Origin of the sequence: Bacillus sp. AF23 (assembly GCF_020861455.1) — a bacterium.
GTDB classification, from domain to species: Bacteria; Bacillota; Bacilli; order Bacillales; family Bacillaceae; genus Bacillus; species Bacillus halotolerans.
Genome location: NZ_JAJHVY010000017.1, coordinates 542,097 through 555,371 on the forward strand (window position 1 = coordinate 542,097; position 13,275 = coordinate 555,371).

The window sequence follows — 13,275 nt, forward strand, 5'->3', positions numbered from 1 at the left end:
ATTTACGATTTAAAATGTATCATGATGTATTCTAAAATGCAAGCACACCGCTCGGTAAAACAGACGGCCGAAGCCGTCCATTCTATTTATGCAATTCAACATAATAAAGCAGAGCATCTTTATGTTTAATCAGTTCATTTTTGTTTTCAGAGGTTTTCATTGTACCGTTAGAATCCTTTATGCTGCTGCCGATCAATACCGGTTTCCCGAAAGAAATTGGCTCCGCAGATGATAAATTTTGAGTCATTTCCTGTGCAGCGCTGACGTCACGCTGAAACGATGAAGCAGCCGTGCTGCTCCCTTGTTCATCAACAATGCCAAAGTGAACGGTGCTCATTTTTTTCTCATCTTCCTCATTCTCAAAATAAACAAATTGTAATGTAGCGGGATTTTCTTCCGTAAAATCAGCAGTTACCGGACCTATCGTTTCAACAAGCTTTCCGTTTTGGTAATGTTCAATGTACATGTCAGCCTCAGAAATGCTTTCATTGATATTAGTCACTTCAGCAGCGAATGAATACGGAGCCGCAATCTTCATTCTGTTTTTTTCAATATCTGAAACATCTGCCTCTTTGATTTCCATGTGCTTCGTATTTCCGCATGCGGACAGCATGACCAACAGAGTAACGGCACTTATAAGTATTCTCAGGAAAAACAGCCCCCTTTTTTGATTATCATACCATGTTCGGAGACTGTGTTTTCACTTAAACTGATGCATGATTCTCTTTGACAAAATAAGTGTTACCTACGGCTTCTCCTCTTTTTTTCTGAAGTTTCCTTGTCCGCTCATTTTCGAACGGCAAAAGCGGGAAGACGAGCTCTGCAAAATAGTACGCTTCTTCTAAATGAGGATAGCCGGAAAAAATAAATGATTCAATGCCGAGGGCGTGGTACTCCGCTATGCGGTCGGCAATGGTCTGCGGATCTCCGACAAGGGCCGTTCCTGCCCCTCCTCTGACCAGGCCGATACCCGCCCATAGATTCGGGCTGATTTCAAGCTTTGTCCGATCGCCTCGATGAAGCTCCGCCATCCGCTTTTGACCCGAAGAATCAGCACGGCGCAAAGCGTTCTGTGCTTTGGCAATCGTGTCATCATCCAAATGGCTGATTAAACGCTCAGCCGCTTCCCACGCCTCATGTTCTGTTTCACGGGCGATCACATGCAGCCTAATGCCGAACCGCACTGTTCTTCCCTCTTTTTCCGCTTGCTTTTTGACTCTCTCAATCTTTTCTTTTACCTGTTCAGGCGGCTCACCCCACGTTAAATACACATCTGTATGCTTTGCCGCGACTTCAATTCCAGCCTGTGAGGACCCGCCGAAATAGATAGGCGGGTGCGGTGCTTGCCGCGGCGGGAATAGCAGATTGCTGTTTTCCACTTTTATATGTTTTCCTTCATAGGTGACCGTTTCTCCGCGCAAAAGCCCCCGCCAAACAGTTAAAAATTCGTCCGTTGCTTCATAGCGCTCATCATGACTGATAAACAGTCCGTCCCCGGCTAGCTCGTACGGATCGCCCCCTGCCACAACATTAATCAGCAGCCGTCCATCTGAAATGTGATCTAAGGTAGAGGTCATTCTGGCTGCAAGAGAAGGTTGCATTAACCCGGGCCGTACCGCGACTAAAAACTTTAAATCTTTTGTTTCCCCGGCTAACGCCGAGGCTGTGAGCCAAGGGTCCTCGCACGATCTTCCCGTCGGCAGAAGGACTCCTGTATACCCCAGCCTGTCAGCGGCCTGCGCCACTTGTTTAAAGTATTCATGATCCGCCGTCCGTCCATCGCTTTCTGACCCTAAATACCTTGCGTCTCCATGCGTCGGAATAAACCAAAGAATGTCCATATCAATCTCTCCTTTTCGTCTATTTTCCCTCGTAACTGTTTCTCCACTTTAATAGCTTTCGTTCAAGCATCCTGACAAAAGAATCCGTCAGCTTTCCAACCACCGCAAAAATGATAATCCCCGCAAACACTTTATTTGTTTGTGAAAATTGTCTGGCATCCATGATCATATAACCGACCCCAGAGCTTGAACCCATCAGCTCCGCTACAACAAGCCCAAGCCATGCAATACCCAGCGATAAGCGAATGCCGAGCAATATATTGGGCAGGGATGCCGGCACAATCACTTTTGTCATCTGCTGGTGCCATTTAAATTCAAGCACCCGGGCAACTTCGAACAGCTTAGCGTCAACTCCGCGAATGCCGTTAAATGTATTGATATACACAGGGAAGAAAGCGCCGAGCGCAATCAGCAAAATTTTCGATATTTCATCAAAACCGAACCATAAAATAAACAGCGGCGTGACAGCCAGATGCGGAACGGTTCTGAGCATTTGCAATGATGGGTCAAGATACAACTCCGTCCGTTTAGAGAATCCGGCCAAAATTCCGATCAAAAGTCCAAGCCCCGCACCAAGTACAAAACCAAGCGCTGCCCGATATATACTGATTTGCAGATGGCCAAAGAGCTCGCCTGTCAAAATGAGCTCTTTAAACGTCAGCAAGATCGCAACAGGCGTAGGGAGCACTGTCGCCGACACGATGCCAAGACTGCCGATCACCTGCCAGATGGCTATGATCACAGCAGGCAGCAGAAGCCCCTTTGCCCACCCGTATTTGATTCTATGGGGCTTTCTTTGGATCGCTTCAGCATTTGCTTTCGGCAGTGAACCTGCAGCCTCTGCTTTCATGATGGATCACCTCCAGAGACTTTTTCCTTTAACGCTTTTTTGATAAATGAATTATCAACAACTTCTCTCACATCAATTTTCTTATCTATCGCTTTTGTTTTAAATTGAAAATCCGCTGTCTCCTGCTGCGCTTTTATAATGTCTTCACTAATAACCTCATTCAGAGGCTCCGTATTTTTCAGCACATTTTCAACGACCTTTTTATCGAGATCTTTTATTTTTGCATACAAGTCAGCCGCTTCACCCGGATGTTCCTTTTGCCATACAACCGCCTGATTAAATACCTGCAGAAAACGGACCACTTCGTCTGGATGTTCCTTAGAAAATGTTGTTCTAACTAATGTAAACCCTGGTGAATATAAATCGGTGCTTTCCCCATTCACAAGAAGTTTCGCTCCGTGTTTGATTGTTTCTAAGGATAGGTACGGCTCCCAGATGGACCAAGCGTCAACCGAACCGTTTTCAAACGCAGAGGCCGCTTCATCAGGCTGCAGCTGAATAACAGTCACATCATCAGCTGACAAGCCTGATTGATCAAGCGCTTTATACAAAAAGTCAAAGCCGCTGCTGCCTTTCGCTACAGCAATTTTCTTTCCTTTTAAATCTTTGACCTCCTTAATCCCGCTGTCTGGATTCACAAGTATGCCGTTCGCCTTTAATCCGTCCTGAGACAAGCCGATTTCTTTAAAATCAATGCCTGCCGCCTGTCCAGCGATCACTGGTGAATTGCCGACTTGAGAAAAGTCAAGTTTATCTGCTGCAAGCCCTTCAAATTGTGGCGGCCCGCTTTGAAACTCCACCCATTTCACCTTGATGCCTTCTTTTTCGAAAGCCTCTTCAAACCAGCCTTTTTCCTTGGCAATTAAAAGCGGGCTTAAGCTTTGCTGTATCCCGATCCGAATTTCTTTCAATGGTTTTTTATCACCGCTGGCTCCATTTGCTCCGCACCCTGCCAGCAGAAAAAAAATAGCTGCCAATACAATGATTCCTTTTTTCATCTCTGCTTCAGCCCTTTCTATATCCCTGATCCTTCTGCATACTCAAAGTCTTCTGTTTTTTCGAATTCCGACAGCACTTTCTGTCTGATCGCTTGGAAGTCAGGCGTCATCCTGTTTCGGGGGTAAGCCAGATGAATTGGCATCAGCTTATGAATTTTTCCCGGTTTGGCTTTTAGGATCGCAATCTCATTCCCTAAATAAACAGATTCATCTATATCATGTGTGACGAGTATCATCGTTGTTTTTTTCCTCCGCCATATATCCAGCAGCACATCTTGAAGGTGTTTTCGAGTAAACGCGTCTAACGCACCGAACGGTTCATCCAAAAGCAGCACCTCCGGCTCCCGCAGAAGAGCACGTGCGATGGCCACTCTTTGAGACATACCGCCCGACAGCTCACGCGGATATGCTTTCTCCGATCCTTTTAATCTGACAATCTCGATCAGTTCATCTACCTTCTGTTTGACTTCAGGATCTTTCAAATTCAAATCGGCGGCAATATTCTGCTCAACCGTCAGCCAAGGAAAAAGACGGTGTTCCTGAAAAATAAATCCTTGCTGAATACCTGGTGCAGTCACATGGCGTCCGTTAATTTCGACACTCCCGCTAAAATCAGAATCAAGTCCTGCAATTATCTTTAAAAGTGTGCTTTTTCCGCATCCGCTCGGTCCGATGATCGTTAAAAACTCACCCGGTGCAATTGATAATTGAATATTCTCCAAGACCGTAGTTTGGCGGCCTTCTTGAGCAAATGCTTTTTCCTTGATGTTGATGGTCACAGCCACTTTTATCCCTCTCCTTCTGCCAACCCCGCCTTCTAAAAAACAAAAAGGCCCCCATCTCTGTTTTTGTAGAGATGAGAGCCTTCGGCGGTCCGATCAGCTGCCCAATTGTTTTTTTGTTTGAATATCATGTTAATTCAAATTATTCCGATATGTCAACTCTTTTTTATTCAGCATTTTTTGGATGAATGTTTATCACTTACTTCTCATATTCGCAAATAGCGCTTATTTCTATAAACCCTCGATCATCTCTATTAAACTGTTCTGCCAAGGGTTTTCTGCTTTTTTTAATAGTTTTTATCGTATTATACAAATAATTATTTTATAATCATTATAAAATAATATTGACTTTTTACTTAGAGATGATATTATGTTCTTATCAATTCCAAGAGGTGATGACATGAGTTCAAATAAACTGACAACTAGCTGGGGAGCTCCAGTTGGAGATAATCAAAATTCAATGACTGCCGGTTCTCGCGGACCAACTTTAATCCAAGATGTACACTTACTCGAAAAATTGGCCCATTTTAACAGAGAACGTGTTCCTGAGCGTGTCGTTCACGCTAAAGGTGCAGGCGCACACGGTTATTTTGAAGTGACAAACGATGTAACAAAATATACAAAAGCTGCTTTCTTATCAGAAGTCGGCAAACGCACACCTTTGTTCATCCGTTTCTCAACAGTTGCCGGTGAACTTGGCTCTGCTGACACCGTTCGCGACCCGCGCGGATTTGCTGTTAAGTTTTATACAGAAGAAGGAAACTATGACATCGTCGGCAACAATACGCCGGTCTTCTTCATCCGCGATGCGATTAAGTTCCCTGATTTTATCCATACACAAAAAAGAGATCCAAAAACACACTTGAAAAATCCTACAGCTGTATGGGATTTCTGGTCACTTTCACCGGAAGCCCTACACCAAGTGACGATCCTGATGTCTGACCGCGGAATTCCTGCTACACTTCGCCACATGCACGGTTTTGGTAGCCATACATTCAAATGGACAAATGCCGAAGGCGAAGGCGTATGGATCAAGTATCACTTTAAAACAGAACAAGGCGTGAAGAACCTTGATGTGAAGACAGCAGCAAAAATTGCCGGTGAAAACCCGGATTATCATACTGAAGATCTGTTCAATGCAATCGAAAACGGCGATTTCCCTGCATGGAAATTATATGTGCAAATCATGCCTTTAGAAGATGCAAATACGTACCGCTTCGATCCGTTTGATGTCACAAAAGTATGGTCTCAAAAAGACTATCCGCTCATTGAAGTCGGCCGTATGGTTCTTGACAGAAATCCGGAAAACTACTTTGCCGAAGTAGAACAAGCAACATTCTCACCTGGAACACTGGTCCCCGGTATTGATGTATCACCGGATAAAATGCTTCAAGGGCGTCTGTTTGCGTATCATGATGCGCATCGCTACCGTGTCGGAGCAAACCACCAGGCCCTGCCGATCAACCGCGCACGCAACGAAGTAAGAAACTATCAGCGTGACGGACAAATGCGCTTTGACAATAACGGCGGCGGCTCCGTCTACTACGAGCCAAACAGCTTCGGCGGACCGACTGAGTCACCTGAGGATAAACAAGCGGCTTATCCGGTACAAGGAATGGCTGACAGCGTAAGCTACGATCACAATGATCACTACACACAAGCCGGCGATCTCTACCGTTTAATGAGCGAAGAGGAACGCACCCGCCTTGTAGAAAATATCGTAAATGCAATGAAACCGGTAGAAAAAGAAGATATCAAACTCCGCCAAATCGAGCACTTTTACAAAGCTGATCCTGAATACGGAAGACGCGTGGCAGAGGGCTTAGGTTTGCCGATTAAAAAAGAAGTTTAATAGCATAGAAAAAACCCGCTGAATAAACAGCGGGTTTTTTACATAGATTTACGGATTGCCGTATGCTTCTCGTCAATCTTCATATAAATTTTCTCCATTAACTCGTCACTATTCATTATCTCCCGCTTGTTCTTTTCAATAAGAAGCGCCAGCGGCAGCATCTGATTGCCATATGTTTTTCGTTTTCTGAAGCGTCTTCTCCCTTTCTCTTTTTTGGTTCCCATCATTTCTCCCTCCTTTAAAAATAAAAAAGGCTCTTATCTCAAAAGATAAGAGCCTTCGGTGATCCGATCAGCAAATGTTGGAAATGTATATTAGCTATATTTAAACGTATTCAATTCGGCCTGTCAATGACTTTCTATACTGTTACTTATAAAGTTTGCTCCCTTGATTCACAAATTCCTCGGCTTTTTCTTTCATGCCCTCTTGAATGGCATCCCACTCATTAAGCTCTTTGTCTTTGGCATAATCACGGATATCCTGAGAAATTCTCATGCTGCAAAATTTCGGCCCGCACATCGAACAGAAATGAGCCGTTTTCGCCCCTTCAGCAGGCAGGGTCTCATCATGATATTCAAGCGCTCTTTCCGGATCAAGCGACAGGTTAAATTGGTCTCGCCAGCGGAATTCAAAGCGGGCTTTTGATAAAGCGTCATCTCGTATTTGCGCTCCCGGATGCCCTTTTGCAAGGTCAGCCGCATGCGCCGCAATTTTGTATGTAATAACCCCTTCCCGCACATCTTCACGGTTTGGCAGCCCGAGATGCTCCTTCGGCGTCACATAACAAAGCATGGCCGTTCCATACCAGCCGATCATCGCTGCTCCGATCGCAGAAGTAATGTGGTCATAGCCCGGTGCAATATCTGTCGTCAGCGGCCCTAGCGTGTAAAAAGGCGCTTCTTTACAGATTTCCATTTGTTTATCGACGTTCTCTTTGATTTTATGCATCGGCACATGACCCGGCCCCTCAATCATCACCTGAACATCATGCTTCCAGGCAATTTGTGTGAGTTCTCCGAGAGTCTCTAATTCAGCAAATTGCGCTTCGTCATTGGCATCGGCAATTGACCCTGGGCGAAGCCCGTCTCCAAGAGAAAAGGCAATATCATATGTTTTCATAATTTCACAGATTTCTTCAAAATGAGTATACAGAAAGCTTTCCTGATGATGAGCCAGACACCACTGGGCCATAATCGCTCCTCCGCGTGACACAATTCCCGTTGTCCGTTTAGCAGTTAGCGGCACATATCGCAGCAAAACACCCGCGTGAATCGTAAAATAATCCACACCCTGTTCAGCCTGCTCAATCAGCGTGTCACGGTAGATTTCCCACGTTAAATCCTCCGCTACACCGTTTACTTTTTCAAGCGCTTGATAGATCGGAACGGTGCCAACAGGAACCGGGCAATTTCGGATAATCCATTCACGCGTCGTATGAATGTCTTTCCCTGTGGAAAGATCCATCATCGTATCTGCTCCCCAGCGAATTGCCCACGTCATTTTTTCCACTTCTTCTTCAATCGAAGATGTAACCGCTGAATTTCCGATATTCGCATTAATTTTCACATGGAAATTTCGGCCGATAATCATTGGTTCACTTTCCGGATGATTAATATTTGCTGGAATAATCGCCCGGCCGCTGGCTACTTCATCTCTGACAAATTCGGGGGTCACATGCTCACGAATAGCGATAAACTCCATTTCAGGGGTAATTATCCCCTTTTTCGCATAATGCATTTGAGTGACATTTTGGCCTGTTTTCGCCCGCAGCGGTTTCCGTTTTAACCCGGGATAGCTTACATTAGGGTTAGCCTTTTTATAGCCGTTGTCTTCTGGCTTCACAGCACGTCCATCGTATTCCTCAACATCGCTGCGCCCAGTGATCCACTTGTGCCGAAGCGGTTTTAAACCTTCTTGAATATTAATTTTTACATCGGGGTCCGTATACGGTCCGCTTGTATCATAGACACGAACCGGCGCGTTTTCCTCTTCGCCGAATGATCCTGTCGTCGGACTGAGTTCGATTTCTCTCATCGGCACTTGAATATCCGGCGAAGCCCCCTCTACATATACTTTTTTACTCCCCGAAAAACTCGACATAATGGAAATGTTGGCTTGCTGCACTGAATGATTTTGCATCACTTATCCTTCCCCTCTCTTTGTTTGAAAGGACAAAATCAAGCCCATAACCAGCACAAAAAACCGGATTCAATTGAATGAACCCGGTTACAGTCAGAAAGAAACATATTATTGCAGTATTCAGCAATAATAAAAACAATTCCTCTACTTCCCCACGCTGGTACGAACCAGATCAGGTCCAAAGGGTTAAGAAGCATATCTTCTCTCTCAGCCCGTCAGCGGGCACCCCCAGTAACTATTAATTTCGCACTTATCGTATCATAAAAACAAACTGAAAAAAAGAGCAATGTATAAAATATTCAGCAAATTCAAAACAAATATGTAATCGGCAATCTATTTCAGAGATTTCATTTTCATGAAGCACCACCTGATACGCATTTGCATCAGATCTTGAACTTACAGCCTGAAAAAACTGATCATCAATAAAATGCAGAGCTGCTCCATCATCCGCCGCATAACCGCTGCTCAACGCTTTCGCTGATATCATGTGATGATATGCAGGTCTCCGATCCTTTTCTCCATCATAATGAGGACAAAAACTGCCTTGCAAAAAACCCAAGCTTTTCAAACCGGTCAGCGGTCCGGCAGAATCCGTCACACCTTCTTCAAACCAGCAGATCGCACCTGCACTTAATCCCGCTAAAATAATCCCCTTCTCCCAAGCTTTTTTCAATATGTGATCCAGTCCCCACTCCTTCCACAGCACCAGCAAATTTCTTGTATTTCCCCTCCGACATAAATCACATCTTTCTCCATAATAAAGGAGGCTAAATCTGTTGTCGGCGGCTTAAATAAAGACAAATGAGACGGGTCACAATCAAGCTTTTGAAAAGCATGGTAAAACCGCTGAACATAGTTCTCCGCATCCCCGCTTGCCGTTGGCAAAAAACAAATGCGAGGTGAGGGCTGCTTTGACTGATTAATGATAAATTGATCAAGAACGAGATGATCTGGTTCCATTGAAAAACCTCCGCCGCCCATCGCAATAATCTGTTTCATCATCCGACTCCCCCAAGAAAATATTTTACCCATTATAGCACTTTCGCATAAAAGCATGATACAAGGTAAAAATACCTTTGAATCAGGAGGTGACCGAAAAAATGGAACAAGACCGTTTGGCAAACCACGAAACAGTTGATTTACACGAAATCCTCAACTTCAAAACCGTATGTTTACTTAAATCAAAAATGATGCAGGGACTGGTGTTCGATCAGGAACTGAGAGCCCTTATGGAGAAGGATGTACAGCAGTCTGTACGGGACGTAACTGAGCTTCAGAGCCTCTATCAAAAGGCCCCGACAATAACAGGAGGTGACTATCATTGAACGATTTCTTAGACCCAAAAAACGCAAAAGGCATGCCTGACCTTGCTGATTCAGCACTTGCCCTTGATTTCTTAATTTCCGTAAAAACCGGTATCAAAAATTATGCTGTCGCCATCACGGAAACCGCAAGCCCAGAACTCAGAACAGCATTGCGCAATCAATTAGACGCTGCTATTTACCTGCATGGAGAACTATCACAGCTCATGATGGAAAAAGGCTGGCTTTTCCCTTCTGACTTGGACAAACAATTTCAAATCGATATGAAATCAGCACAAACAGCCGTTGATATCGCCGGGCTAAAACTTTTTCCTGATAACACGAACCGTCTCGGAACATTCGCAACGCCCGATCACTAAACAATAAGGAGACATCATGAATGAAAGCTGTTACGTATCAAGGCATTAAAGACGTCCGCGTCAAAGAGGTAAAAGCGCCAGAAATCAAAAAGCCTGATGATATCATTGTCAAACTGACAACCACAGCAATCTGCGGATCTGATTTACACCTAATTCACGGCATGGTTCCCAATTTTCCTGAAGATTATATCATCGGCCATGAACCAATGGGCATTGTTGAAGAAACAGGCCCCGACGTTCACAAGGTTAAAAAAGGCGATCGTGTCATCATACCGTTTAACGTCAGCTGCGGCGAATGTTTTTTCTGCAAAAACCAGCTTGAAAGCCAATGTGACAATTCAAATGCAAACGGCGAAGTCGGCGCTTATTTTGGCTATTCAGACTCAGCAGGCGGCTATCCCGGAGGCCAGGCTGAATACATGCGCGTCCCCTATGCTAACTTCACTCCCTTTAAACTGCCTGATGACTGTGAAGTAGAAGATGAGAAATTAGTATTGCTTTCAGACGCTATGTCGACAGCCTATTGGAGCGTAGACAACGCAGGAGTAAAAGAGGGAAATACCGTCATTATTCTCGGCTGCGGTCCTGTCGGGCTGCTCGCGCAAAAATTCGCATGGATGAAAGGCGCCAAAAGAGTCATTGCAGTGGATTATGTAGACTATCGCCTTCAGCACGCCAAAAAAACAAACAATGTAGAAATCGTTAATTTCGAGCATCATGAAAACGCCGGTTCATATTTGAAAGAAATCACACAGGGCGGTGCAGATGTTGTCATCGACTGCGTCGGAATGGACGGCAAAATGTCCCCGCTTGAATTTCTCGCCACCGGTGTTAAAATGCACGGCGGAGCCATGGGTGCGCTGGTAACGGCGGCACAGGCTGTCAGAAAATGCGGCACAATTCAGGTGACAGGTGTGTATGGAATGAGATACAATGCATTTCCATTTGGAGACATCTTCCAAAGGAATGTAAATGTTAGAACCGGGCAAGCCCCTGTCATTCATTATATGCCGTACCTGTATGATTTGATTGCTACAGGTAAAGTAGATCCGGGCGACATCATCACACATGTTCTGCCGTTAGATCAAGCAAAGCACGGTTATGAGGTGTTTGATACGAAAACAGACGGAGCCATTAAAGTGCTTCTTAAACCATAAAAAAAGACGGTCTCTCATTTTGAGAAGCCGTCTCTCTATTTTATTGCTCCACTCTTCTTAACGCTTCGTTTACTGTTTCTTTTATAAACGCATCTTCCCCGGTCAAACTGTCTAATCTGAGTTCACCGCTTCTCAGTCTTTCTGAAAGATTGTTAATGTCCTCCTCGACTGTGATTTGCAGCTCACCAGCTAAAAACATTCTATGTAATTCATCAGCGACCATCGTTTCTTTATTCATTCATATCTCCTCCTTTACTTAAGCATCACTTTTAGTCTGTCCCTCAGATAAACGAATATAGGAAAAAAGGTTCATTTATTTCAAAATAAATGAACCTTTTTTCCTTCTTCCCACGTATAACTGTTGAGAAAAAGAAAAAGGGGAATATCTAATATGTCATTTTTTAAGAAACTTGCAGCAAGTGCCGGCATCGGCGCAGCAAAAATCGATACCATTTTGGAGAAAGATGTGTATTGTCCAGGAGAAGAAGTCCGCGGAACTGTACATGTAAAAGGCGGGAAAATCGCCCAGGATATCCGTTATATTGACTTACAGCTCAACACAAGATATGTCATTGTAAAAGACGATGAAGAGCACCGGAAACACGCAACAATTCATTCTTTTCGGGTAACGGGTTCATTCACCATTCAGCCTGGAGAAGAACACCAATTTCCGTTCTCCTTCATCCTGCCTCTTGATACACCGATTACTGCAGGGAAGGTAGAAGTCGCAGTAGTGACAGACCTTGACATTCAAGGCGGTATTGATAAATCAGATCACGATCGTATCTTCGTAGAAGCACACCCTTGGGTTGAAAATGTATTAGAAGCAATTGAGAACCTTGGCTTCCGTCTTAACGAAGCAGACTGTGAACAGGCATCTTACTTCCAGCGCCTTCTGCCTTTCGTTCAAGAATTTGAGTTTGTTCCAACATCAGGCTATTACCGTCAGATGCTTGATGAATTAGAGCTTATTTTTCTTTTAGAGGAAGACGGTTTAGAAATTATTTTCGAAGTCGATCGCCGGGCAAGAGGCCTGCGTGGATGGCTGGAAGAGATGTATAATGACGGAGAGCAGCTCGTACGTGTCCGTTTCAGACAATCAGAGCTTGAAGATATCGAACAACTTGAAGAGGTCTTAGAAGAGATCATCGACCAATATGCTGAGTAAATTACAAAAAGGAGCCTATGCTTATTAATATAGGCTCCTTCTTTTAATGAAAACAAAACCCCGTTTCTTACATAAGTAAGAAACGGGGTTCTTTTGTATACCGGTGGTCGGGGTCGAACCGACACTCCAGAAGGAACACGATTTTGAGTCGTGCGCGTCTGCCAATTCCGCCACACCGGCAAGTTTTACGTCGTACCTAACCGACGAATATAAATATATCATGGATATGATAAAGTGTCAATGTATTTCAAAAAAGTTTTTTGGGAAATATAATAATAAAGGGCTAAAGCGACTTTTTATGAAATACAGCCCAATGCTTACATCGACACTTTCATACAATAAAAAAATGATCTACTTATGTAGATCATTGATATGATTAACTTCATTATATTTTCAAGCACAAACACCAATTTAACTTATCAAGTAAGTAAAATTGGTGCCGAGGGCCGGACTTGAACCGGCACGGTAGTCACCTACCGCAGGATTTTAAGTCCTGTGTGTCTGCCAATTCCACCACCCCGGCAAAAGAAAGGCGACACCCGGATTCGAACCGGGGATAAAGGTTTTGCAGACCTCTGCCTTACCACTTGGCTATGCCGCCGTAATTGGAGCGGAAGACGGGATTCGAACCCGCGACCCCCACCTTGGCAAGGTGGTGTTCTACCACTGAACTACTTCCGCATTTTAAGGGACTTAATACATTATATTCAATCGATATAAAAAAGTGAGACTGGGCTAGCTGGATTCGAACCAACGCATGACGGAGTCAAAGTCCGTTGCCTTACCGCTTGGCTATAGCCCAATGAT

The 13,275-nt window shown here is 44.4% G+C and carries 13 protein-coding genes, 5 tRNA genes, 1 pseudogene and 1 riboswitch; of the genes and pseudogenes, 5 read left to right on the forward strand and 14 right to left on the reverse strand.

All coding sequences use genetic code 11. The features are described 5' to 3' along the window. Positions 1–82 precede the first annotated feature (82 nt). The 5 genes from LNN34_RS11725 to LNN34_RS11745 form a co-directional block, all read right to left on the reverse strand. Positions 83–613, reverse strand: a complete 531-nt coding sequence (locus LNN34_RS11725; RefSeq protein WP_229043485.1) for a hypothetical protein — start codon at positions 611–613, stop codon at positions 83–85. 91 nt (positions 614–704) lie between these two features. Then, complete coding sequence (gene ssuD, locus LNN34_RS11730) at positions 705–1,841, reverse strand: FMNH2-dependent alkanesulfonate monooxygenase (RefSeq protein ID WP_044156667.1); 1,137 nt, start codon at positions 1,839–1,841, stop codon at positions 705–707. 19 nt (positions 1,842–1,860) lie between these two features. Further along, entirely contained in the window at positions 1,861–2,694 is an 834-nt protein-coding gene (locus tag LNN34_RS11735) for an ABC transporter permease (RefSeq protein WP_082687952.1), read from the reverse strand. Beyond that, positions 2,688–3,689 carry an aliphatic sulfonate ABC transporter substrate-binding protein gene (locus tag LNN34_RS11740; RefSeq protein ID WP_202647114.1) on the reverse strand — a complete coding sequence of 334 codons (1,002 nt, stop codon included), beginning with the start codon at positions 3,687–3,689 and terminating at the stop codon, positions 2,688–2,690. Before LNN34_RS11740 ends, LNN34_RS11735 begins: the two co-directional genes overlap by 7 nt. A gap of 17 nt (positions 3,690–3,706) precedes the next feature. Continuing rightward, positions 3,707–4,474, reverse strand: a complete 768-nt coding sequence (locus LNN34_RS11745; protein ID WP_202647113.1) for an ABC transporter ATP-binding protein — start codon at positions 4,472–4,474, stop codon at positions 3,707–3,709. Positions 4,475–4,871: 397 nt separating this feature from the next. On the opposite strand from LNN34_RS11745, the gene katA reads away from it, so the two are divergent. Further along, positions 4,872–6,323: a catalase KatA gene (katA, locus tag LNN34_RS11750; protein WP_069486281.1), complete on the forward strand. Its 1,452-nt coding sequence runs from the start codon at positions 4,872–4,874 to the stop codon at positions 6,321–6,323. Positions 6,324–6,361: 38 nt separating this feature from the next. On the opposite strand, the gene LNN34_RS11755 is transcribed toward katA, so the two are convergent. The 3 genes and pseudogenes from LNN34_RS11755 to LNN34_RS11765 all read right to left on the reverse strand — a co-directional run bounded on the left by LNN34_RS11755 (position 6,362) and on the right by LNN34_RS11765 (position 9,461). Continuing rightward, positions 6,362–6,547: an FbpB family small basic protein gene (locus LNN34_RS11755; RefSeq protein ID WP_229043487.1), complete on the reverse strand. Its 186-nt coding sequence runs from the start codon at positions 6,545–6,547 to the stop codon at positions 6,362–6,364. Between the two features lie 142 nt (positions 6,548–6,689). Continuing rightward, positions 6,690–8,462, reverse strand: coding sequence for a phosphomethylpyrimidine synthase ThiC (gene thiC / locus LNN34_RS11760; protein WP_229043489.1), 1,773 nt, complete (start codon positions 8,460–8,462; stop codon positions 6,690–6,692). A 132-nt stretch (positions 8,463–8,594) separates the two neighbouring features. Next, positions 8,595–8,702: riboswitch (TPP riboswitch) on the reverse strand. 68 nt (positions 8,703–8,770) lie between these two features. Then, positions 8,771–9,461: pseudogene (locus LNN34_RS11765) on the reverse strand (Type 1 glutamine amidotransferase-like domain-containing protein). A 101-nt stretch (positions 9,462–9,562) separates the two neighbouring features. On the opposite strand from LNN34_RS11765, the gene LNN34_RS11770 reads away from it, so the two are divergent. Genes LNN34_RS11770 through LNN34_RS11780 form a run of 3 tightly spaced genes read left to right on the forward strand, consistent with a single transcriptional unit; the run spans position 9,563 to position 11,300 of the window. Continuing rightward, complete coding sequence (locus LNN34_RS11770) at positions 9,563–9,787, forward strand: hypothetical protein (RefSeq protein WP_024120670.1); 225 nt, start codon at positions 9,563–9,565, stop codon at positions 9,785–9,787. Further along, the gene (locus LNN34_RS11775; protein ID WP_010333479.1) at positions 9,784–10,143 is read left to right on the forward strand and encodes a spore coat protein; all 360 of its coding nucleotides are present in this window, start codon (positions 9,784–9,786) and stop codon (positions 10,141–10,143) included. Before LNN34_RS11770 ends, LNN34_RS11775 begins: the two co-directional genes overlap by 4 nt. Positions 10,144–10,163: 20 nt before the next feature. Beyond that, positions 10,164–11,300, forward strand: a complete 1,137-nt coding sequence (locus tag LNN34_RS11780) for a zinc-dependent alcohol dehydrogenase (protein ID WP_059336490.1) — start codon at positions 10,164–10,166, stop codon at positions 11,298–11,300. A gap of 40 nt (positions 11,301–11,340) precedes the next feature. On the opposite strand, the gene LNN34_RS11785 is transcribed toward LNN34_RS11780, so the two are convergent. Continuing rightward, a complete protein-coding gene (locus LNN34_RS11785) occupies positions 11,341–11,538 on the reverse strand; it encodes a hypothetical protein (RefSeq protein WP_010333477.1) in 198 nt (65 codons plus the stop codon). A gap of 153 nt (positions 11,539–11,691) precedes the next feature. On the opposite strand from LNN34_RS11785, the gene LNN34_RS11790 reads away from it, so the two are divergent. Continuing rightward, a complete protein-coding gene (locus LNN34_RS11790) occupies positions 11,692–12,468 on the forward strand; it encodes a sporulation protein (RefSeq protein WP_229043452.1) in 777 nt (258 codons plus the stop codon). Positions 12,469–12,566: 98 nt separating this feature from the next. Here the strand turns inward: LNN34_RS11790 and LNN34_RS11795 are convergent. From LNN34_RS11795 to LNN34_RS11815, 5 genes are all read right to left on the reverse strand, one after another. Continuing rightward, positions 12,567–12,648, reverse strand: a tRNA-Leu gene (locus LNN34_RS11795). Positions 12,649–12,902: 254 nt separating this feature from the next. Next, positions 12,903–12,991: transfer RNA gene (locus tag LNN34_RS11800), tRNA-Leu, on the reverse strand. A 7-nt stretch (positions 12,992–12,998) separates the two neighbouring features. Beyond that, positions 12,999–13,069, reverse strand: a tRNA-Cys gene (locus LNN34_RS11805). Positions 13,070–13,074: 5 nt separating this feature from the next. Continuing rightward, positions 13,075–13,149: transfer RNA gene (locus LNN34_RS11810), tRNA-Gly, on the reverse strand. Between the two features lie 49 nt (positions 13,150–13,198). Beyond that, positions 13,199–13,270 (reverse strand) — tRNA-Gln (locus tag LNN34_RS11815). Positions 13,271–13,275: the final 5 nt, after the last annotated feature.

Excerpts from the sequence above, each read along its gene's own strand:
- katA (WP_069486281.1), top strand. The coding sequence starts at position 4,872 with ATGAGTTCAAATAAACTGACAACTAGCTGGGGAGCTCCAGTTGGAGAT.
- thiC (WP_229043489.1), bottom strand. The coding sequence starts at position 8,462 with ATGCAAAATCATTCAGTGCAGCAAGCCAACATTTCCATTATGTCGAGT.
- LNN34_RS11780 (WP_059336490.1), top strand. The coding sequence starts at position 10,164 with ATGAAAGCTGTTACGTATCAAGGCATTAAAGACGTCCGCGTCAAAGAG.
- LNN34_RS11725 (WP_229043485.1), bottom strand. The coding sequence starts at position 613 with ATGCTGTCCGCATGCGGAAATACGAAGCACATGGAAATCAAAGAGGCA.
- ssuD (WP_044156667.1), bottom strand. The coding sequence starts at position 1,841 with ATGGACATTCTTTGGTTTATTCCGACGCATGGAGACGCAAGGTATTTA.
- LNN34_RS11770 (WP_024120670.1), top strand. The coding sequence starts at position 9,563 with ATGGAACAAGACCGTTTGGCAAACCACGAAACAGTTGATTTACACGAA.
- LNN34_RS11740 (WP_202647114.1), bottom strand. The coding sequence starts at position 3,689 with ATGAAAAAAGGAATCATTGTATTGGCAGCTATTTTTTTTCTGCTGGCA.
- LNN34_RS11785 (WP_010333477.1), bottom strand. The coding sequence starts at position 11,538 with ATGAATAAAGAAACGATGGTCGCTGATGAATTACATAGAATGTTTTTA.
- LNN34_RS11755 (WP_229043487.1), bottom strand. The coding sequence starts at position 6,547 with ATGGGAACCAAAAAAGAGAAAGGGAGAAGACGCTTCAGAAAACGAAAA.
- LNN34_RS11790 (WP_229043452.1), top strand. The coding sequence starts at position 11,692 with ATGTCATTTTTTAAGAAACTTGCAGCAAGTGCCGGCATCGGCGCAGCA.